Origin of the sequence: Lysinibacillus sp. NPDC093692, from assembly GCF_050280125.1 — a bacterium.
Lineage (GTDB): Bacteria > Bacillota > Bacilli > Bacillales_A > Planococcaceae > Lysinibacillus.
In genome coordinates this window covers 33,016-54,636 of sequence record NZ_JBNNUW010000003.1, presented here as the reverse complement: position 1 = coordinate 54,636, position 21,621 = coordinate 33,016, and the positions used below count along the sequence as shown (strand labels likewise).

The following is a 21,621-nucleotide window of genomic DNA, read 5'->3' as shown; positions in this document are numbered from 1 at the left end:
AACACCGCTAGAGGTGATTAATTTCTGCTATAAAGTTAAAACGAATTAGTTGATTTTACCTTCGATGTATGAAATTGCAGAACCAACTGTTGAGATTTTTTCAGCATCTTCATCAGAAATTTCCATATCGAATTCGTCTTCAAGCTCCATTACAAGCTCAACAACGTCTAATGAGTCAGCACCTAAATCATCACGGAAAGAAGCTTCTAGAGTAACTTCACTTTCCTCAACACCTAAACGGTCTACGATTACTTTTGTTACGCGTTCTAATACTGTAGTCAAATCATTCACCTCCCCTCAAATGATTATACAAAAAATCATTATTTATGACTAATTGAAATTACATGACCATGCCGCCATCTATATGTAACGTTTGACCCGTCATATAGTTGGCATCATCTGAAGCTAGGAAAGCTACAGCCTTCGCAATATCCTCAGGCTGCCCAAGTTTCGCTAGCGGAATTTGCGTAAGCATACCTTGCTTTATATCTTCTGGTAGTTGATCAGTCATTTCAGTTTCAATAAAGCCTGGTGCAAGCGCGTTTACTAAAATATTACGTGATGCTAATTCCTTAGCAGTCGTTTTAGTTAATCCAATAACACCTGCTTTTGCAGCTACGTAATTAGCTTGCCCCGCATTACCAGCTACACCGACAATGGATGAAATATTAATGATACGGCCTGCACGTTGCTTCATCATTTGACGTGTTACTGCTTTTGTACAAAGGAATACGCCCTTTAGGTTCGTATCTAACACATCGTCCCATTCATCTTCTTTCATACGCATTAACAAGTTATCACGTGTAATCCCCGCATTATTTACTAAAATATCAAGCGAGCCGAATGTTTTCACCGTTGCATCCATTAACGCTGTAACTTCCTCTGTTTTTGAAACACTTGCTTGTACAGCTATTGCCTCGCCACCATTTTCTTGAATCATTGCGACAACTTCTTCGGCTTTTGCTTGAGAACCGCTGTAGTTTACGACAACTTTAGCACCCTCATTAGCAAGCTTTAATGCAATAGCACGTCCTATTCCACGTGAAGCACCAGTTACAACAGCTACTTTACCCTCTAATTTACGCATTAATCGTCCACTCCTTCGATGCTTCTAGTACAGCCTCTAATGATGTTTCATCATAAACACAGTATGTCGTGACAGAACGATCGATTTTTTTCACTAATCCACTCAATACTTTGCCTGGTCCACATTCAATAAAGACATCCACACCTTGCGAAATCATTTCACGCACAGATGCTTCCCATTGCACAGCACTATATACTTGTTCTACTAATTCATGTTGAATAGCCAGAACATCCTCTAGCTCTTTCGCCATTACATTACCGACTACTGGAATTTGCGGAACTGACAATGATATATCAGCCAACGTTTCTCTCAGCTTTTCAGATGATGGTCGCATTAACTCTGAATGGAATGGACCACTAACAACTAAAGGAATTGCTCGTTTTGCACCAGCTTCCTTAGCCGCTAAAGAAGCTTTTTCAACGCCTTCCTTTGTGCCAGAAATAACAATTTGTCCAGGACAGTTTACATTTGCAACTTGAACTGGATCACCTGCTACAGATACTTTTTCAGTTACTGCATGCAATGCCTCAAGCTCCATCCCTAAAATGGCAGCCATAGCACCTTGCCCTGCAGGCACAGCTTCATTCATATAAAGTCCACGCTTATGCACAACAGACACGGCATCCTCAAACGATAGCACACCAGCGATTACTAATGCGCCATATTCCCCAAGTGAATGTCCAGCTGTATAATTTGGCATAATACCTGCTGCACGTAATTTTTCAGCAACCATCACACCTGTAGTTAGGAGTGCAGGTTGAGCATGGTAAGTCAACGTTAACTCCTCAGCCGGTCCCTCTAGCATAAGCTTAGATAACTCAAAGCCAAGTGATTGATTTGCACGCTCATAAAATGCTTTACTTTCTGCCGAATTCTCAATAAACTCTTGCCCCATCCCCACTACTTGAGAACCTTGGCCTGGAAAAATAAATGCTATTTTCGTCATTTCTCATTAATCCCCTTTTTTAATCAATTATGCCTCGGCATAGGAATCGGCTTTGAGCTCAGGCCTGCACGAAGGCCAACACGATGTCGGTCATTTCGGTAATGCCACAGGACGTGGCGTTTTTACGATGCAGGTCAGTTAGCCGTTATCGCATGAATGCGATGATCTTAGGCTAACATCCTCTAAGCACTCCTTTCCGATTCCGTGACATCCGCCGGAGGCTTTGGGCCAACGTGATGTTGGTCACTTAGTCTTTGCCACAGGACGTGGCGTTCTTAGACTGAGTTCCTATATTTCAGCGGGTGTTTGGACACCTGTACTTGTCGCTAGGCTTTCGGTACAAAAAAACATCTGCTAAAAAAAGTTAATCGATTTCTACGTGACGTACTGTTTCTGTAATTGTCGAGATGACTGTATGCTCAACCATCGTATTCGCTTGGCGAATTGCACTGTATATTGCTTTAGCATTGGATGAGCCATGTGCCTTAATCACAGGTGCTTGTAAACCAAACAAGCCTGCACCACCATACTCTGTATAGTCCATTTTGTTTTTTAGGTCACGTAAATTATTTTTCATAAGTACTGCCGAAATTTTTGTTTTTGTTGAAGCCATAAACGCCTCTTTTAACATTGAAAATAACGCACCAGCAGTACCTTCTATTGATTTAAGTACCATATTACCTGTAAAGCCATCTGTTACAACAACGTCTGCTACCCCTTCAAGTAAATCTCGAGCTTCTACGTTGCCGATAAAGTTTAAATCCGCTTCTTTTAATAAACCAAAAGCCGCCTTCGTTAATTCATTTCCTTTTTTATCCTCGGTACCGATATTTAACAAGCCGATACGTGGCTTTTGTAAGCCGCCTACCTTTTTCGCATAAATATCGCCCATAATTGCATATTGCAATAAATGCTCCGGTCGCGCGTCTGCATTTGCTCCTAAATCAAGCATTAAAAAGCCCTTACCATCTAAAGTAGGAAGTGTAGTAGCTAGAGCAGGTCTAGCAATGCCTTCAATACGTCCTACTTTAAATAAGCCTCCTGCCATTAAAGCACCTGTATTACCAGCTGAAAGACAAGCATCCGCCTTACCTTCTTCAACTGCATCCATCATTCGTGCCATCGATGAATCCTTTTTACGACGAACCGCGCGTGCTGGATCGTCTGTCCCTTCGACAACTTCACCACAATGTACTACAGTTAATCGATCATGTATTTTTATAAATGGTTCAAGCTTTTCCTGCTGACCATATAATTGAATTTCTAAATTCGGAATTTGCTCTAATGCTAATAAAGCACCTTCAACAACTGATTTCGGTGCGTTGTCGCCACCCATTCCATCAAGCGCTAATTTCATTGTTGTTCACCTTTACCTTTCGTGCGGTACATATCAAATTCACCAACAAAAACTGTTTCACCGTTAACAGTGGACGTTAACTCTACTTTTGTACGATGACTTTTTTCATCACGTCCGATAACGATTGCTTTTGTAATAACACGATCTCCAGCTCTAACAGGTTTCACAAAGGAAATGTTAGAATGTACTGTTAATGCTAGTTCATCGTCAATAACTGCTACCGCTAATGAGTTTGCCTGCGCAAACAAATGATGTCCACGTGCGATGCCATTGCGCTGAAAAACATGTTCTTCTTTTACGTCAAAAATAGATAATGCACGATTATCCAATTCAATATCAATTATTTCTCCGATTACTTCATCAATCGGTAGTGATTTCACTTCATTTTCATAGGTTTTTGAAGCAACATCTTTAATTCGTTCTCGTAATTCCGGAATCGCTAACTCCATACGATCTAAACGAATTGTTTGGACACTAACCTGAAACTGTGTTGCTAGCTGTTCATCTGTGACGAATGGATTATCAGCTATCGTTTCGGATAATAGTCGCTGTCGCTCTTTTTTCGTTCGTCTCAACATCATTCGCCACCTTTTTAGTTGTTATTAGCACTTGGTACTAATATCAGTATATAGAGTATAAAAAAAGAATGCAAGACTTGTTTTATAAACAAGTGCTCACATTCCTAATTGAACATTAATATTCAACTAATCGAAGCGATCTCCTTGTAAAACGCCAGAATTTTCAAGCATGTCACGTAAATATTTATACTCATCATCACGCCAAAAAGAATCTGTTTCAATCATATCCGTCGCATCTTTTCTCGCAGTTTCAAGTATTCGATAATCGTGCACTAAATCCGCTACTTTAAAATCTGGCAAGCCGCTTTGTTTACGACCAAAGAAATCCCCTGGACCACGTAGTTCCAAATCCTTTTCAGCAAGGCGGAAACCATCATTCGTTTCCGTCATCGACTGCATTCGCTCTTTACCTTCATCGGATTTTGGATCGGCAAGCAACACACAATACGACTGATGTTCTCCTCGTCCAACACGCCCTCGTAGCTGATGTAGCTGTGCTAAGCCGAAGCGTTCAGCGTCATAAATAATCATAAACGTTGCATTCGGCACGTTAACCCCAACCTCAACAACGGTTGTAGACACAAGCACATGAATAGTTCCTTCACTAAAGGCTCGCATGACAGTGTCTTTTTCATCCGCAGATAGGCGACCATGCATTAATCCGACATTGTAACGCCCATTAAAATACGCTGCAAGCTGCTCATAGATTTCTACAGCATTTTGTACATCTAGCTTGTCTGATTCCTCGATCAGCGGACAAATAGCATACGCCTGTCTACCGGCGGCAAGGTCTAATTCTAGCTTTGACATCACAGAGCCAAATTGCTCTTTTTTCATCCAATGTGTTTCAATTTGCTTACGCCCTGCCGGCATTTCATCGATCATTGAAACATCCATTTCTCCAAATGCTGTAATAGCGAGTGTACGAGGAATTGGTGTTGCCGTCATAAAGAGCACATCTGGGTTTTCTCCTTTATCACGCAATATTCTACGCTGCTCAACACCAAAACGGTGCTGTTCATCTGTAATAACAAAACCTAGTTTGTAAAAAACGACATCTGGCTGAATTAGCGCATGTGTACCAATTAAAATATCGATATCTCCATTTACTAGTTCTTCCAAAAGCAAGCGACGCTCCTTCGCCTTTGTCGATCCCGATAATAAAGCTACACGTACGCCAAATGGCTCAAACCATTCCTTCAAACTCTCAGCATGCTGCTCTGCTAAAATTTCCGTTGGTGCCATTAATGCCCCTTGAAAACCAGCAGTTATAGCCGCATATAAACATATTGCCGCGACAACAGTTTTCCCTGACCCTACATCACCTTGGAGTAAGCGGTTCATACGATGTGGCTCTTTTAAATCTTTGCAAATTTCATTGACAACGCGTTTTTGCGCACCAGTCAATTCATATGGTAACGATGCAATAAAGGCACGTATCTTTTGCAAATCAAACTGTATGACAGTACCGTGCTCACTGTCCTTTCGAATTTTACGTAACGCCTGAATACGTAGTTGAAAGTTTAGCAACTCTTCATAAGCAAAGCGCCTTCTAGCCTGCTTTGCATGTCCTGCATCAATAGGGAAATGGATTCCCTCAAGCCCATCACGTATTGTAGCGAGCTTATAATCCGTGCGTAAGCGCTGTGGAACAGCATCAGGTATATCAGCACCAAACTCATCTAGCACCTGGCGCATATATTTACGAAAACGTTTTTGCGGAATTAAACCTTTTAAACTATAAACAGGTTCAAAGTCAACTTGATCTGTCTTAGGACCAAATGTTACAGACGTTCCATTAATAACTTGTCTGCCTCGGTCCCATTTACCTGTAACGGTAATAATAGCTCCAGGTACAAGCTTTTGCTTTAAGTATCCTTGATTAAAAAAAACAACCTTCACTAAATGTCGACCTGCCAGCACCGTCACTTGTAATCGTGATTTATTGCGACCTAAAAACAATACTGTTGGTTCACGCTCAACTTTACACTCAACAGTGACACGTTCATTATGTGGTGTTTGCGCCAAATCTTTTAAACGAAAATCCTCGTGTCGATGCGGAAACGTCCATAATAAATCCGCTACTGTCTCGATGCCCAATGCTTCTAAATGTCCTGCTGTTTCTTTCCCGATTCCCTTTAAATTAGTAACGGGGTTCGTTAAATCAGTCACCTTGCACGACAGCCCCTTCTAAATTTTTCACCACAAGTACTTTATCTACAGTCATTCGTATCACTATACTATTTTTCAGCATATGAGTTTCCCCTTTCTTACGATTACCCTAAGATTTCATTATATCGTTGTTAGCGTTTAAACATTTGAACACGTATTATTCTCCACATCATTATATAACTTTTCATTTTAAGTAAGATAGCAATTCAATTCATTAATAATTGATTGAAAGTTAATTATATCGAAAAAATTATCACTTTTTCATCCAATTTCCCCATAACTTCAATTTATCTAAAAGGGGAACAAAAGCTAAGAGTATCACATCCTGTGATAACGCCTTCGTGACCAACATCGGTGCTGCTGCCGCTCCAGTCGGAACGGAAATCAACCACACGTTATGGTGATGAGACTAGAATTGGGAGTATCAACAAGAGAAATTATACTCTTTGTCCAAAATATCCACCCGTACCATTTCACCATTACGCTTTTCATTTTCACCTCAAAAAAAACACGCTCCCCCTGAGGAAGCGTGTTTACTATCTTTTATTTTTGAAGTGACTTAATACTTTCTAAATTGCCATTATCAAAAATGGCTTTGCTAATAGCTTTACCTGTTGGAGTTGCAGCTAGGCCTCCACGAGCAGTTTCTTTTAAATTCGGACTCATAGATTGTCCAATTCGATACATCGCGCCAATCACTTCATCACACGGGATGCGACTTGTAACCCCCGCAAGTGCCATATCCGCTGCCACAAGTGAATTCGCCGCTCCCATAGCATTCCGTTTAACACAAGGAACCTCTACTAATCCAGCTACTGGATCACAAACAAGCCCTAGCATATTTTTGAGTGTAATGGCAAATGCTTCTGAACATTGCTGCGGGGTACCACCAGCCATCTCAACAATTGCAGCCGCCGCCATTCCAGCAGCTGAGCCAACCTCTGCTTGACAGCCACCAGCAGCACCTGAAATCGAAGCATTATTGGCAACTACGAAGCCGAAAGCACCCGATGTGAATAAATAACGAATCATTTGCTCACGTGTCGGATTTAGCTTGTTCTTCACTGCAAACAATGTCCCTGGTACAACTCCAGCCGAGCCTGCAGTTGGGGTAGCACAAATTGTCCCCATAGCCGCATTAACTTCATTTGTCGCAACCGCTTTACTTACCGCATCTAGTAATAAATCTCCTGACAATGAATTTCCCTGCGCAATGTAATTCTGAAGCAATACCGCGTCACCGCCTGTTAAGCCCGTTACAGATTTAACACCATTTAAGCCTCTTTCAATAGCTTCCTCCATCACCGTCAAATTATTGTCCATTTGCTGTATAATTTCTTCTCTAGTGCGTCCAGTTATTAACATTTCTTGCTCTATCATAATTTCAGAAATTAGTTTTCCTTCTTGCTCTGCTCGTTCAACTAGTTCACGAACATTATGAAACAATACGTCCATATTGGGACACCTCCTTAGTTATTAATTTTAGAAACCTTCGAAATATGTGGTATTAAAGAAATTTGTTGCAATACTTTATCCTCGATGTTTTGATCGACTTCTATTACCATAAGGGCTGTTAAACCACGTTCAATACGTGAAACTTCCATATGCCCAATATTGACCGCATGCATCGCTAAGCAATTTGCCACATTGGCAATACAGCCAGCTCGATCATCATGGACAACAAGAATTGCTGGCATGCCACCTGTTAGTCGCAGCTTGAAGCCATTAACCTCACTAACTTCAATTTTACCTCCACCGATCGAAATACCAACAACGGACATCTCTCCTTCATCATCGCCAATTACAAGGCGAGCCGTATTCGGATGTTCCATGTTAGCTGTTTCTGGGATAAACTCATAGTCTAATCCCGCCTTTTCTGCATCGGCAAAAGCTGTTTTTATTCGTTCATCGAATGTATCGTAATTTAATAGACCACCAATCAAAGCTACATCTGTTCCATGTCCTTTATACGTTTCCGCAAACGAACCATATAAGTGTATTTTTGCCCACTTTGGTTGTCTTCCAAATAAATCTCTAGCAACACGCCCAATTCGTGCCGCACCTGCCGTATGGGAAGAAGAAGGTCCAATCATCACCGGTCCAATAATATCAAATACTGAAGTAAACTTCATACTAACACCCCTCTATTCTATCTATATAATATTTTTGATTTTTTACTTATATAATGCTTGATAGTTACTATAAAAGCAAAGCATTTCTTTATCAACTTTCAGAAAATTTAAGCGACTATAATTTACACAGTGGAAATATTGATTAACTTTTGTCTACTCCAAATAAACAATAATTTCAAACTGCTGATATTCTAGCATTTACAAATGCATTGTCTTCTGGATACGCACACCAAATCGTTTATTCCAGCTGATTTATATCCAATATAATCCCCTAGTCTCTTTGTACCATAAACAAAAGCAGTACACATTGTGTGCACTGCTTTATCTACTCATTCACAAAGTAGCATCGAATTATTCTACTGAAATAATATACGGATATAATCCTTGTTTACCATTAAATAACTCTACTTCAACCTCTGGATAATTCTCTTCTATAAATTTCACTAATTCTGAAGCATTTTCTTCCGTTGTATCTTCACCATAAATGACTGTTACAATTTCTGCGTCTTCATCCACTAAATCAGTAATTACCTTCTCAGCGGCATCTTTTAATGCCGGAGTAGATAATACAATTTTACCTTCTGCAAGAGCCATGAAATCGTCCTTATGAATTTCCACACCATCAATAGATGTATCTCGAACTGCATAAGTTACTTGACCTGTTTTAACATTTGCATAAGCTTCTGTCATTGTTGCTTGGTTCATTTCAACTGTCGCCTCTGGATTAAACGATAAAATCGCTGCCATACCTTGAGGGATTGTTTTCGTTGGAACTACAGCCGCTTCTATATCTAAAAGCTCTACTGCTTGTTCTGCTGCCATGACGATATTTTTGTTATTCGGTAAAATTAATACTTTTTCAGCACCAATTTCCTGTACCGCCTTCACAATATCTTCAGTTGAAGGGTTCATTGTTTGACCGCCTTCAATAACATAAGAAGCACCAATTGAACGAAGTAATTCAGCAACTCCCTCGCCCATTGCAATCGTTACAATTGCATATGGATGCTTTTCTGCTTTTTTGACTGGAGAAGGTGCTTTATGATCCTCACCAACAATGGCAGAATGCTGTTCACGCATATTGTCGACCTTAATTTTAATAAGACTACCATATTTTTGACCCATTGCTAAAACAGAGCCTGGTTGCTCAGAATGAATATGCACTTTTGCGATCTCTTCATCTGAAATAACAAGTAAAGAATCACCTAGTGGGTTTAATTCATTACGGAATTGATCCTCGCTAAACGGCTCTTTTCCTTCTTCAAAACGTACCATGATTTCTGTACAATACCCAAACTCAATATCCGAAGTATCCATGAAATCTTGCGCTCTATGATGTTCTGCATTAATTAAATCATCTAAAGTTGCTTCATTTTTCACCGGTAATGGCTCACCTTTTAAGGATGCTAAAAATCCTTCATACACAAACAATAGACCTTGGCCGCCACTATCTACAACACCTACTTCTTTTAAAACAGGTAAAAGATCAGGTGTACGCTCTAATGAAGCCTGTGCTTCAGCAGTAAATGCTTCCATTACTGCAATGATATCGGTTTCAGTTTCTGCCACTTCCACGCCTTTTTTCGCCGCTTCACGTGCAACTGTTAAAATTGTACCTTCAACCGGTTTCATTACTGCTTTATAGGCAGTTTCAACGCCAGCTTGGAAAGCATCCGCTAAGCCCTTAGCATCAATTGTCGCTTCTTTTTCAATAAATTTACCAAAGCCACGGAATAACTGCGATAAAATAACGCCAGAATTCCCGCGTGCTCCCATAAGTAAACCTTTTGATAAAGCTTGGGATGTTTTGCCGATATGTTCTGAAACATATTGCTCCGTTTCCTTTGCTCCAGATGTCATCGATAAGTTCATATTCGTTCCTGTATCACCATCTGGTACTGGAAATACATTTAATGAATCAACATAATTTGCATTTTGGAATAGGTGATGGGCACCCATTTGCACCATTTCTGCAAACTTTATTCCGTCTAAAGACTGCATTAGATTTAGTTCCTCCTCTTAATCATTCGCTACACGAACGCCCTGCACAAAGATATTGACAGATTTTACGCTCATACCTAATGTTTTATCCACTGTATATTTCACTTTCGATTGTACTTGATAAGCAACTTCCGAAATTTTTGTCCCGTAACTAACAATAATGTACATATCAATATGTAAATCGTCGCCCTGTTTTCGAATTACAACACCTTTTGCAAAATTTTCTTTACGTAAAATATCAGTTAGACCATCACGAATTTGATGTTTAGATGCCATGCCAACAATACCGTAGCATTCAACAGCAGCGCCACCAGCTATTTGTGCAAGTACATCTGTTGAAATATCAATTTGGCCGAATTCATTGTTTAACTCAATTGACATAGAAATGCCCCCTTGGCTCTTTTTGACTAAATGATATTGTAACACTTTCGTTATACATTAAGCAACCTTGGAAGGCATGAAAGCGCACTGTATCAACGTTTTTCTGACATTACAAAGGCAAACATACATCTTCATCGAAATTTCCACTTTTGCTGTAAAAGTTGTTACGACCTTGTTGCTTTGCTGAGTATAATGCTTGATCAGCTAATTCACAGCATGTTTTCAATTGCTCGCTATTTGTAAGTTTAACATGACACATCCCTATGCTGACCGTTACAATATCAGCTACTATCGAATGCTCATGACGAATGTTTAAGTTGCGTACTTCCTCTAAAATTTCCTCACAAACATGCTCTGAAAACTTGGCCGTATGTTGGCTAACGATTACGAATTCTTCGCCTCCCCAACGTGCTGCAAATGCATTATACTTTTCTGCAATTTCCTCTAAAAGAGTCGCCACTTTTATTAATGCATCATCACCTTGTAAATGACCGTAATAATCATTAAAATTTTTAAAGAAATCAATATCAATCATCATGACAGATAAAGATTCTGGTTTACTAAGTTGTTGCCCTATATGTGTCAATTTATTATTTAAAGCCCGTCGATTTGGTAAATTGGTCAACGTGTCCCGAAGCGCTTGCTCTGATAGCTCATTATTTTTCTCAGCTAATAATTTTGACAATTTCTTGGATTTTGTCATTTCTTCTTGCAATAAAATATGTTCCTTCGTAAATTGTCTTTGCATTTTATAAATATGTCGCTGAATAACTAGCCCTATAGGAATAATAAGGGACATCGGTAAAAGTATTTTAATACCTTCACCTGATACCCCAACACTCAGATAAGCACTTATTAAAATCGGTGGTACTGTTATTACCATAATCCGAAAAATTTTCCGAAAAGGTATGGAAAAAGCAGTGCAAATCATTAAAAATAGTACCTCATAAAGAGCTGCATGTTTAAAGAAATAAACGTCCATTACAGTTATTACAGTAATCAATAACAATATCGTATAGATATAAGCAAGTAAGATAGATTCATATTTTCGCATATTAAGCGTTGTAACCTGAAATTTCTTCTCTTTTACAAATACTAACACCGCTAAATCTATATAAAACATTATTGTGTGAATAGCTATATATGCTGGCACCATCGCTCTTTCTGAATTCGAAAAGAAGAACTCACCATAATGAATAATCGTAATGATGGCTGATATATACATCAATGTCCATGCTACCGCTCGCATCCGTTTTAAATTAAATTGAATCATTTCTTTCTGTATAGAGAGAACTAGCTTTTCTTGATTTTCCATAATGTCCGCTCCTAATAAAACAAACTTGCAAAAACATTTTGTTGCTGTCGCTTCGCTTTCGCACAGAATACATTTGTTGTTGTCGCTTTGCTTTCGCACAGAAAACATTGCTGAATGAAGATAATTTGTTCTATTTTTATCGTCTAAATAACGAAAAATACAAGTAGTCTTTACAAAATTGGTGAAAAAAGAACTACTCTACCGTGGCTGATTTTCGTAGTCAAAAACAAAACTTCTAAATCCGACATTCCACTTTCGCTGCATAAAATCTCGAAACAACAAAAAAGCTGATGTTTATATACACCAACTTTTTTTAAAAAATTGAACGATTATAATTTTTATAAACTCCCAAAAGTTCAAAGTGAATATTACGGCTCCTCACCATATATTCGAACAGAATAACTTTATAACAACGCTTCGATTGTACAACCCTTGATGCCATTCTATTCCTTCAATTAAAACAGGCTTTTAATAAGCGAATCAAGCATCACTGGCATTTCCTTAAATGCACTATCCACATGTAGTCTTTCCGTCTTTTGGTGAGCGTCCTTCCCAAACGGTCCAACATTTAAAACAGGGCCCTGTAATGCAGACATTGCCTCAAACGGAATACTATACGTTTCTCCCCATACAGGTGTGTTGCGTTCGAATGCTATCCATTCATTAGAGTTATCCGAATAATTGACATAGCTCAAATCACAAATTCCATTAAAATAATGAATTTGCTCCACTTCAATATTAAATGTTTGGGCTGTCTTCTTCATCAATTCAATGGATCGAATAACAAGAGGATCATTGGATGAATTGATTGCCGGATAGTAAGGTGGTGCATATAACAACACTGTCGCTGGTGATAGTTCCTGGCAACGAATCATTAGCTGATCCACAATGCGAATAGATTTCTCTCGATCATCCCATGCGCTATTTTCAATAACTTGACTTTTAATTAAATCTACTTCCTGGGCGCCTAATTTATTAATCGCATACTCTAAAAGTGCCTCATAACGAAGTACGTTTACTTCGCCTACGCCTTGTACCTTTTCACGCTCACAAATTCGCTTATATTGTTCATTACAAGCTGACATTGCTTCCAATGCAACTTGTTCAAAAATATCCATTACTTGCGATGCTGTGCGCTTTAATAAAAACACATTGTAAAGGGCTGCTGCACGATATGGTGTTTGTGTAGAATACTCCATTTTTAAATCTTTTAATTGTAAGGATACAGGTAATGGCGTACTTTCACCGAGATCTGTCTCACGAAAAACAGGATTCCACTCCATATGCTGCGTCATGTAGGAAGCAATAAAATTTGCGGTCATTCCTTTTAATGGCTCACCCACATGTGTCTCTTTTCCGTAAAATAAAGCAGCAGGCATAATTTTACCGATAGTTCCTGAATAAATATATTCATTAATATCAGCCGGACCTTGTGAAAAAGAAGGCTCACTATTTAAAAATAGTTTATAAGAGAGTCCGTGCTGTTCGCGAAGTCTGACAAGCTCTACAACTGCTGCACGCATCCCAGCAGAATTCACTTCTTCATCTGGCACTGCCGTTAAAATAAGGTTGATGGGCCATTCTTCGATACTTGCCTTTTCAATCAACTGCATATGCAAAGCAAGCCCCATTTTCATATCCATCGTCCCACGACCGAATAAATAGTTACCTGATTCCAAATCAATTCTTGCCGCTTCAGGTAAATCCTTTTTGTATTTAGGTTCCATTAGCTTTTTTGTCAGCACTTCAGGGTAAAAGGCTAATGGTTCCAGCTCGCCATATTCTTCAGTATGGACCGTATCAAAGTGACTAATTAACACAACCGTTTCGGTTGCAGATGGGTGCTTATACAAGGCAGTTACAGCATTACGTTCAAGGCCCGCATCATGTAATTCAATAAATTCCGGGTTTTCCTGAAAATAAGAAAGCGTTTGCAATTTATTTTTTAATTTATAGGCAAATTCATGTTCACCTTTAGTTAATGTCCTACTTTCCCAACTGACAATTTCACATAATAATGCACGTAGCTTTTCAGGTGTATTCCAAAGATAAACATTCATAAAAACTCTCCTTTATTTCCTCAAAATCAATTGCATTTAAATGTATATCAAATGATTCCTCTTTTTTCATTTCAATTTCATCACCAATAATTAGGAATGACATTTTAAAAAAACATATACCATAAATATAAGTTGATTGGAGTGGAGACTGGGCGACTCCTTGGGGATCAGCGATATAGAGGAACGAAGGCTAAAAGCATCACTTCCTGTGATAACGCCTTCGTGACCAACATCCTGCTGCTGTCGCTACGTTGCACTCACGCTTTCGCGCAAAAGACATCTGTTGTCCCGAGAACTTGGAGCGAGCAACGCGAGTGAAGCTGCTCATCGGACGCCCCTAGGAAGCTCTGCTCTGCGCGAAAGCGAAGCGTCAGCGGCAAATGTTTTATCTGTGCGAAAGCGTAGCGGCAGCAAATGTTTTATCTGTGCGAAAGCAAAGCGACAGCAACAACAAAGCGCCCAGTCGAAACGGAAATCAACACCATATTATGGCGATGAGCTAATCTCAGAAGAAACTGTATTTGATTTACTCAATTTCAATTTATAGAAAATCATGCAAGCAATAAAGAACCCAACTCCATATAATAAACCCGCTCTTTGTGTTGGATCGAATGCTAAAAAGACAAGAATTAGCATACAAAAAATAATACAGAACACCGGAATCAATGGATAAAATGGCGTTTTAAATTTTAAATTAGCCACATCCCCCCCTGCTTTCACATAACGATACCGGAACATCAATTGAGATGCGCAAATTCCCATCCATGAAATTGTTACAGAAATTCCTGCAATAGACATGAGTAAAACAAATACTGCATCTGCTTCCATCACGCCCGTTAATAAAGAAAGCAGCGAGAAAAGCATCGTAAAAACAAGTGCATTGAATGGCACTTTATTTTTCGTTAGTCGTCCAAATAGTTTTGGCGCCATTCCCTCTTTTGACATCGACCATAATAAACGTGTGGACGCATATAGACATGAGTTACCTACTGATAATATCGCCGTTAAAATAACAAAGTTCATAATGCCAGCTGCATATGGAACACCTGCTAAATTCATCAATGTGACAAATGGACTTTCCAATAGTCCAAGCTCCGATGAAGGGAATATCGCAGATAAAACAATAATAGAAGCAATATAGAAAACAATAATCCTAAAAAGAATTGTCTTTATTGCCCGAGGAATATTTTTTTCCGGACTTTCAGTTTCTCCTGCAGCAATACCAACAAGCTCAGAACCTTGATAAGAAAAGATAACATTCATCATTGTGACGAAGATGATTGAAATACCTGCCGGAAATAAACCAGACGGTGCTAAATTCGTAAAGTGTGGTGTCGGACGATCAGCTAACGGAATCATTCCAAAGATTGCTGCCACCCCTATAACGATAAATGCTATCACCGCAATGACTTTAATACTTGCAAACCAAAATTCCGCTTCCGCAAAGCCTCTTGTTGTTAATGCATTTAAAGTAAATAACAGGACCATAAATACGGCACACCAAATCCAAATAGGGACATGCGGGAACCAATGCTGCATCAAAATTCCCGCTGCTGTAAATTCCACCCCTGCTGTGGCAGCTGAGCCGACAAAATACATCCATCCTAAAGAAAATCCTGCTGAAGGACTGATAAAACGTGTTGCATAGGTTTGGAAAGAACCCGTTACAGGCATATAAACCGCTAATTCTCCAAGACAATTCATAACCATGTACAATATTAAGCCACCAAATAAATAACCAATTAATGCCCCTCCAGGACCTGCCTGATTAATTGTAAAGCCAACATTTAAAAATAGCCCTGTTCCAATAACTCCTCCGAGCGATAGCATTAATAAATGACGACTCTTCATTGAACGGTTTAATTGATGATCTTGCCGTTGTTCTCCTTTACTCATCATCCATCCCCACTCTCTAGTTGTAATCAATATATCGAATATTCTGATATCAATTCTACTAAAGTACCCAATCAATTTATCCTATTTGACTTCTTTCAGCGGGTGTCATGGAATTATGCCAAGTCATAATTGATATTGATTAGGTATTTTTTTATTGAACTAAAAACGTAATGACAAACAACTTAGCCCACCATCATGTTTTCTAAATTCCGACATTTCAAGCTCAATTGTTTGGTAGCCTAGATCATTTAATTTACGATTTGTTTCTGGATAGCCTGCTGGAAGAATGACATAATCATTTACTTGAATACAATTTGCAGAATACTCATCTTCTTTTGGAATAATAATTTTTTCATAAGACTCGAATGCAGGATGATCGATAAACTCCCCTGCTACTACCATACGATTTTCTCCAACATACGCGATGCCCGTCTTTAAATGGAAAAATTCTTTTAGCGGAACAATCGTTGCCTCATAGCCTTCTTTTTCTACGATTTCTTTAAATTGTCGAGCCCCTTCTTCATTTGTACGATCAGAGATGCCGACATAAAATTTCTTTTCTGCTTGCAATACATCTCCGCCATCAAGTGTTCCTGGGCCATCGATATAATATAATTTTTCATAGAACTTTTGAACTGCAGGTACGATCTCCTCAATCTCACGATTACGAGCTTCAGCCCCTGGATTTGAAATAATGGCAAATTCAGATGTTAAAACAGCCGTATCCTCGACGAATGTTGAATCTGGAAAGGCTTCATTCGCTCGAAGCTGTGTAACCTCCACTCCACATCTTTTTAAGGCCTCAACATATTTTTCATGCTGTTCAAATAATTTTTCTAAAATTGGTTTTCCTAAGTCGCTAGTCGTTAAACCATTTACATAACTATTTCCTGGGTTTTTTACAATTACATTTTTAAACATTTTACTTCATCTCCCTTTTTTCTCTTACTACTGGGCAGGTTAAACATGTTGGTCCACCTGTCCCTTTTATCGAAATTTCATTTCCTTTGTATTCATAAACTGTTACACCTGCATGAAGTAATTGTTGCTTGGTCATTGGATTTCCAATTGGGACAATACATACTCTAGGCGCAAGTGCTAGAACGTTACAGCCTAGCGCATCATATTCATCTTTCGGGACCTCAATTAATTGAATACCTCGGTCGATTAGAAGCTGACGAAAGAAAACTGGCATTAATCGTGAATGTACAACCGCTAAATCCTTATCTACCATACTAATGAAAGACATTAAGTGTAAACATTCTGCTTCACCTAAATCATGTGGTAGTTGCACAACAATGAATTCATCAACAAAATCCTTCGTCATGTCTTTTAGCTGACGAATAGCTTCATCATTCGTTCGATAGCCTCGACCTACAACAAGTGTACGATCATCAAGCCAAACAATATCGCCACCATCTGATACAGCCTCTCCAGTCAATTCTCCGATAACTGGAATACCCTTTTCCTGTAAAAACTCTTTATAAACAGCTGCTTCTGGCTGTCTTGATTTTTTGCCGGATTTTAAGATAATAGCACCATTTGGTGTGAATTTTACAGGATCATGCGCATACAGCGAATCAAGCCCTACTTCATCTGATTCTGGTAAAAAATCAATTTTTTCAACATACTTTTCTAGAATGCTCATAAATTGTGCATATTCTTTAAGAGCCTCATTATAGCTAGGTTCCGATAAGTAGTTAAATGTTTTCCATTCATCGCTAAGATATTCTTGGTTTCGGAAAGCATCTTTTGGATGTTTTACTATTACGTGTCTCAAAGGTGCATACATTGATGAACAATATTGCATTCCTTTCACCTCTTTTCCGCATAGTGGAAAACGTTTCCGTTAAGAGGAAAGTTTATATGAAAAATATATGTGCTTTAAGGTATAATGTCAATATATTTAGAAAAATTTATATATTCGTTCTTTTCAAAGGGAACAAAACAAATATCCACGATTATGTAGCTAGACGTAGACAATGAATAAAAATAAAATAAATGAAAGAGAGGTGGGGTATGAATGCAATTATTAGAACGAGCTATGACAATCGCTAAAGTTTTGGCTTCTGAAGCAAATGAAAACAGTTTGTCCATTTCAGAGCTTTCGGCAAAATGCAATTTACCACTTAGCACACTACATAGAATTTTAAAAGCGATGATTAAAGAGGGAATGATTGAACAAGACGATCAAACTAAACAATATCGTCTCGGTACAATATGGATGGAACTTGGCTTACAAGTGTATGATACGATGGACTACATTAGTAAAATTAGGCCCGAACTAGAACGTTTAGCAAGAGAAGTCGAGGAAAGCGTCTATTTAAGTAAGCCCGCTGGTTTAGATACAATTATCATTGAAAGAATTGACAGTACAACTAACCCGATTCGAATTTACGATCAGTTAGGTATTCGTATTCCGATGAATATCGGGGCTGCAAATAAAGCAATTTTAGCCACAATGCCTATTTCTCAAGCAAGGGAAATTATTGAACAGCTTATTCCTCATGAAGAAATCTCTGAATTAGAGTCACAGCTTGATCAAATAAGACTACAAGGGTTTGCCATTAGTCATGGGGAAAGAACAGCTGGAACATCCTCAATCGCAGTATCCATTGTAAATGGTTTCAATGAAATAGTCGGTGCAATAAGTATAGGTTTTGTTAGCTTTAACGTTTCAGCAGAACATACTAATACGCTTACAGAGCGTTTAGTGGAAACTGGTAAACGTATTTCCATGAAGCTTGGCTACCGAGGAAAATAAAACGAGATGGAAGTGGGTTTTCTTTATCCCCTACTGATTAAGAGGCTTCTCTAAACCAGGCGGGATAATTGAAAACTTCCAATTATTTCTCCTAATAATTGTTTCAACTAGGAATTTACACCCATTATTTAACAAGTGTTTTTAGACTGTAAAGGTTTTTTTCTTGAAAGGTTATGTGAAAACTATTGCACTGAACGTCATCGTATGTTAAATTATTATGGTATGTGAAATACCGAACTGAAATAATAATCTTTCAGCATTGACAGTAAGGAGGGAATACAACATGCCAAAACAATGTGTAATCACTGGGCGTAAAGCTCGTACTGGTAACAACCGTTCCCACGCTATGAACGCTAGCAAACGTTCTTGGGGTGCTAACCTTCAAAAAGTTCGTATCTTAGTAGACGGTAAACCAAAACGTGTATGGGTTTCTGCTCGTGCATTAAAATCAGGTAAAATCGAGCGCGTTTAATCGTCGCTTCCAAAAAATCGATTTCGCATTTGGCGCAAATCGATTTTTTTCTTTCTTAATAACGAGGCAAGCTCCAACCGCCTTTGTAAATATTTATTTAAATGTAAAAGATGTAATTAATCATCCTACTAGTGGATTGACCAACCATAAATACAATAAAATGACTAAGCCGCTAGCAATGACAAGGAAACGGAATTGCTAGCGGTTCTCTTTACATATAGCTATTTTCCCAAAGTTTGTTGCTGTTAAAATTAAAAGGCAGATTTAATCTACAAAACGTGTAAAGTAAGCCACAGTTAGTACAATAACTTATGAATTGAAAGGATGATGATTAGTATCGCCATCACTATTATCAAATATGAAAAAATGGATTTTTTGTCTTTTCTAAAACTTCGAATTTCATTAACAAGTAAATTTATTGCTATTAATATGAATGCAGTTTCTGTTAAATTATCGTAAATAAACCCAAGTATAGCTAGAAGTAATGCGACGATAGCAATAACGATTTGGATCTTATCTAACTTATTAAAAGTTTTTTGCATCCTTTCTCCTTTCCACCTTACTTTTGAACAATTTTACAACTAGAAGCAGTTACTTCTTGCATAAATAGCAACAATCTTTTCGAAAAACAGCCTTATATTTAGCTGTCCAGCTCAACAAATAGGCTTATTATCTGTAGAAAATAAGAATCTTCAACTTTTATCAGTTTTATGAGGAACATTTTATACAGAAAAACTTCTGGCAGCAATGAGATTGTCCATCTATTGTTACTGTCGCTTCGCTTTCGCACATAATACAGTTACTTTTGATGTTTCGTTTTATCATTATAAAGTGACATGCTAGAAGATACATACTATGTGAAGTGGTTGATCTTCGTTACGACTGGGCGACTCCTTGGGGATCAGCGATAGAGGAACGGAAATCAGCCCCTCGCTTTGCCGAAGAACCATATTTTTCACATTCCCAATTAATTTCATGGCACATTTATTTTTCTAAAACAGTAAAAAATCCGACTAGTATTAGTCGGATTTTTTTACTTTCTTATCTTTTTTGAAAATGTTGATACACGTACGCGTAATACTGCTTACAAATTTCGGCAGCTGGAATGTATATACTTTCAGGACTCTCTCCCCCTTACGCTAATCTATGCTTCTTATCATTAAACATATGCCTTGTGAGAAAGATATAGACCCTGAATTACCTATTATTTCATTACTTGTAAAGCGGGATGTACCAAGAGAAATTTCTTCATTTGTTGTTTCATATTTTACTTGCCTTAATGTCACATCTTTAATCGGCTCTTCATGTGCAAAGAAAGATAAATAACGATATTGCTTATCTGCTTCTATGATGTGCTTGCCTGGCATTAAAAATTGCAACATATTTGCATGATTAATAATCTTCAATACTACGTGCGGATACTCTTTTTGTAAACGATAAATCGAACGAACTGCCGCCTCATAATGATCTAAACGTCCACCCGTAACACCTGTAAGAACAATTTCTAGTGGTGTATAGGTCAAGGCTTTTAATAACGCTAAGTCCGTATCTGTTTCATCTTTTTCTTCTTGGAATCGTTGTCTATCATTTGTATGTGCCATCACCAGTTCGTATTCCTCTTTTGATAAAGAGTCAAAATCTCCTACTATGGCATGTGGTGTGATGCCTTGCTCGATTAAATATAGCGCTCCTCGATCAGCTCCGATAAATAATACATCACTTTGCTCTTTAAACGGACTAAATGAACAGAGTTCCTCTTTTGGTCCACCTGCACAAACAACGACTTTGGTCATCCTTGAATCGCTGCCTCACCAGCAGCTAAAATTTCTTGAAGTGCCGCTGTACGATCTTCTTTACTATAAATTGCTGAACCAGCTACAAAAATAGTTGCTCCTGCTTTTGCACAAGGAACAATAGTCTCTGCATTAATTCCACCATCGATTTCAATAGCAATATCAAGATTACGTTCTTTAATAATAGCTGCTAACGCTTCAATTTTTGGCACTACAGAATGAATGAATTTTTGCCCACCAAACCCTGGATTCACAGTCATGAACAACACCATATCAATATCCTCTAATATGTGTTGAATGGATTCTATTGGTGTATGTGGATTTAATACAACACCCGGTTTGACTCCAAATGAACGAATTAATTGGATTGTACGGTGTAAATGGCGGCAAGCTTCTACATGCACCGTAATATAGTCGGCCCCGGCTTTGGCGAATTGTTCAATATACTGATCAGGATTTTCGATCATTAAATGTACATCTAACGGTAAATCCGTTAAAGGACGAATGGCATCTAATACGATAGAGCCAAATGAAATATTTGGCACAAAATGACCATCCATAACATCGATATGAATAAGCTGTGCACCTGCTTTTTCTACTTCCTTAACTTCTTCTCCTAATTTAGCAAAGCTGGCTGCTAAAATTGATGGTGCTATTTGTATCATCA

At 38.4% G+C, this 21,621-nt stretch carries 20 protein-coding genes; 2 read left to right on the top strand and 18 right to left on the bottom strand.

Going from position 1 to position 21,621, the window contains the following annotated elements:
• Positions 1–45: 45 nt before the first annotated feature.
• The 15 genes from acpP to ACQKN4_RS04510 form a co-directional block, all read right to left on the bottom strand.
• A complete protein-coding gene (gene acpP, locus ACQKN4_RS04580) occupies positions 46–282 on the bottom strand; it encodes an acyl carrier protein (protein WP_024362063.1) in 237 nt (78 codons plus the stop codon).
• Between the two features lie 58 nt (positions 283–340).
• Positions 341–1,087, bottom strand: a complete 747-nt coding sequence (gene fabG, locus ACQKN4_RS04575) for a 3-oxoacyl-[acyl-carrier-protein] reductase (RefSeq protein ID WP_079560433.1) — start codon at positions 1,085–1,087, stop codon at positions 341–343.
• Positions 1,080–2,033 (bottom strand): ACP S-malonyltransferase, encoded by a 954-nt coding sequence (gene fabD, locus ACQKN4_RS04570; RefSeq protein WP_079560432.1) that lies wholly within the window; start codon positions 2,031–2,033, stop codon positions 1,080–1,082. The genes fabG and fabD overlap by 8 nt, the downstream gene beginning before the upstream one ends.
• Before the next feature lie 364 nt (positions 2,034–2,397).
• Positions 2,398–3,390 carry a phosphate acyltransferase PlsX gene (gene plsX, locus ACQKN4_RS04565; protein ID WP_079560431.1) on the bottom strand — a complete coding sequence of 331 codons (993 nt, stop codon included), beginning with the start codon at positions 3,388–3,390 and terminating at the stop codon, positions 2,398–2,400.
• Complete coding sequence (gene fapR, locus ACQKN4_RS04560; protein ID WP_079560862.1) at positions 3,387–3,965, bottom strand: transcription factor FapR; 579 nt, start codon at positions 3,963–3,965, stop codon at positions 3,387–3,389. The genes plsX and fapR overlap by 4 nt, the downstream gene beginning before the upstream one ends.
• 129 nt (positions 3,966–4,094) lie before the next feature.
• Complete coding sequence (recG, locus tag ACQKN4_RS04555; RefSeq protein WP_079560430.1) at positions 4,095–6,140, bottom strand: ATP-dependent DNA helicase RecG; 2,046 nt, start codon at positions 6,138–6,140, stop codon at positions 4,095–4,097.
• 543 nt (positions 6,141–6,683) lie between these two features.
• Positions 6,684–7,595: an L-serine ammonia-lyase, iron-sulfur-dependent, subunit alpha gene (gene sdaAA / locus ACQKN4_RS04550; RefSeq protein WP_079560429.1), complete on the bottom strand. Its 912-nt coding sequence runs from the start codon at positions 7,593–7,595 to the stop codon at positions 6,684–6,686.
• Between the two features lie 14 nt (positions 7,596–7,609).
• Positions 7,610–8,272, bottom strand: a complete 663-nt coding sequence (gene sdaAB, locus ACQKN4_RS04545; RefSeq protein WP_079560428.1) for an L-serine ammonia-lyase, iron-sulfur-dependent subunit beta — start codon at positions 8,270–8,272, stop codon at positions 7,610–7,612.
• A gap of 351 nt (positions 8,273–8,623) precedes the next feature.
• Positions 8,624–10,273, bottom strand: a complete 1,650-nt coding sequence (locus tag ACQKN4_RS04540) for a DAK2 domain-containing protein (protein ID WP_079560427.1) — start codon at positions 10,271–10,273, stop codon at positions 8,624–8,626.
• Positions 10,274–10,291: 18 nt separating this feature from the next.
• The gene (locus tag ACQKN4_RS04535; protein WP_079560426.1) at positions 10,292–10,654 is read right to left on the bottom strand and encodes an Asp23/Gls24 family envelope stress response protein; all 363 of its coding nucleotides are present in this window, start codon (positions 10,652–10,654) and stop codon (positions 10,292–10,294) included.
• Between the two features lie 109 nt (positions 10,655–10,763).
• Positions 10,764–11,969 (bottom strand): GGDEF domain-containing protein, encoded by a 1,206-nt coding sequence (locus ACQKN4_RS04530; RefSeq protein ID WP_427482544.1) that lies wholly within the window; start codon positions 11,967–11,969, stop codon positions 10,764–10,766.
• A 455-nt stretch (positions 11,970–12,424) separates the two neighbouring features.
• The gene (locus ACQKN4_RS04525) at positions 12,425–14,029 is read right to left on the bottom strand and encodes a M20/M25/M40 family metallo-hydrolase (RefSeq protein WP_079560424.1); all 1,605 of its coding nucleotides are present in this window, start codon (positions 14,027–14,029) and stop codon (positions 12,425–12,427) included.
• A 486-nt stretch (positions 14,030–14,515) separates the two neighbouring features.
• A complete protein-coding gene (locus tag ACQKN4_RS04520; protein ID WP_427482542.1) occupies positions 14,516–15,928 on the bottom strand; it encodes an amino acid permease in 1,413 nt (470 codons plus the stop codon).
• Between the two features lie 156 nt (positions 15,929–16,084).
• Positions 16,085–16,846 (bottom strand): dimethylarginine dimethylaminohydrolase family protein, encoded by a 762-nt coding sequence (locus tag ACQKN4_RS04515; protein ID WP_427482540.1) that lies wholly within the window; start codon positions 16,844–16,846, stop codon positions 16,085–16,087.
• A 1-nt stretch (position 16,847) separates the two neighbouring features.
• The gene (locus tag ACQKN4_RS04510) at positions 16,848–17,735 is read right to left on the bottom strand and encodes a dimethylarginine dimethylaminohydrolase family protein (RefSeq protein ID WP_427482539.1); all 888 of its coding nucleotides are present in this window, start codon (positions 17,733–17,735) and stop codon (positions 16,848–16,850) included.
• Positions 17,736–17,948: 213 nt separating this feature from the next.
• Between ACQKN4_RS04510 and ACQKN4_RS04505 the strand changes: the two genes are divergently transcribed.
• Both ACQKN4_RS04505 and rpmB read left to right on the top strand, forming a co-directional pair.
• On the top strand, positions 17,949–18,689 hold the full coding sequence (locus ACQKN4_RS04505) for an IclR family transcriptional regulator (RefSeq protein WP_079560419.1): 741 nt from the start codon (positions 17,949–17,951) through the stop codon (positions 18,687–18,689).
• A gap of 283 nt (positions 18,690–18,972) precedes the next feature.
• Positions 18,973–19,161, top strand: coding sequence for a 50S ribosomal protein L28 (gene rpmB, locus ACQKN4_RS04500; protein ID WP_079560418.1), 189 nt, complete (start codon positions 18,973–18,975; stop codon positions 19,159–19,161).
• Between the two features lie 1,019 nt (positions 19,162–20,180).
• Here rpmB and spoVM read toward each other — a convergent pair.
• The 3 genes from spoVM to rpe are packed head-to-tail and all read right to left on the bottom strand — an operon-like array spanning position 20,181 to position 21,619.
• Complete coding sequence (gene spoVM, locus ACQKN4_RS04495) at positions 20,181–20,282, bottom strand: stage V sporulation protein SpoVM (protein WP_139376952.1); 102 nt, start codon at positions 20,280–20,282, stop codon at positions 20,181–20,183.
• 18 nt (positions 20,283–20,300) lie between these two features.
• The gene (locus ACQKN4_RS04490) at positions 20,301–20,954 is read right to left on the bottom strand and encodes a thiamine diphosphokinase (RefSeq protein ID WP_427482536.1); all 654 of its coding nucleotides are present in this window, start codon (positions 20,952–20,954) and stop codon (positions 20,301–20,303) included.
• Entirely contained in the window at positions 20,951–21,619 is a 669-nt protein-coding gene (rpe, locus tag ACQKN4_RS04485; protein ID WP_079560415.1) for a ribulose-phosphate 3-epimerase, read from the bottom strand. Before rpe ends, ACQKN4_RS04490 begins: the two co-directional genes overlap by 4 nt.
• Positions 21,620–21,621 lie beyond the last annotated feature (2 nt).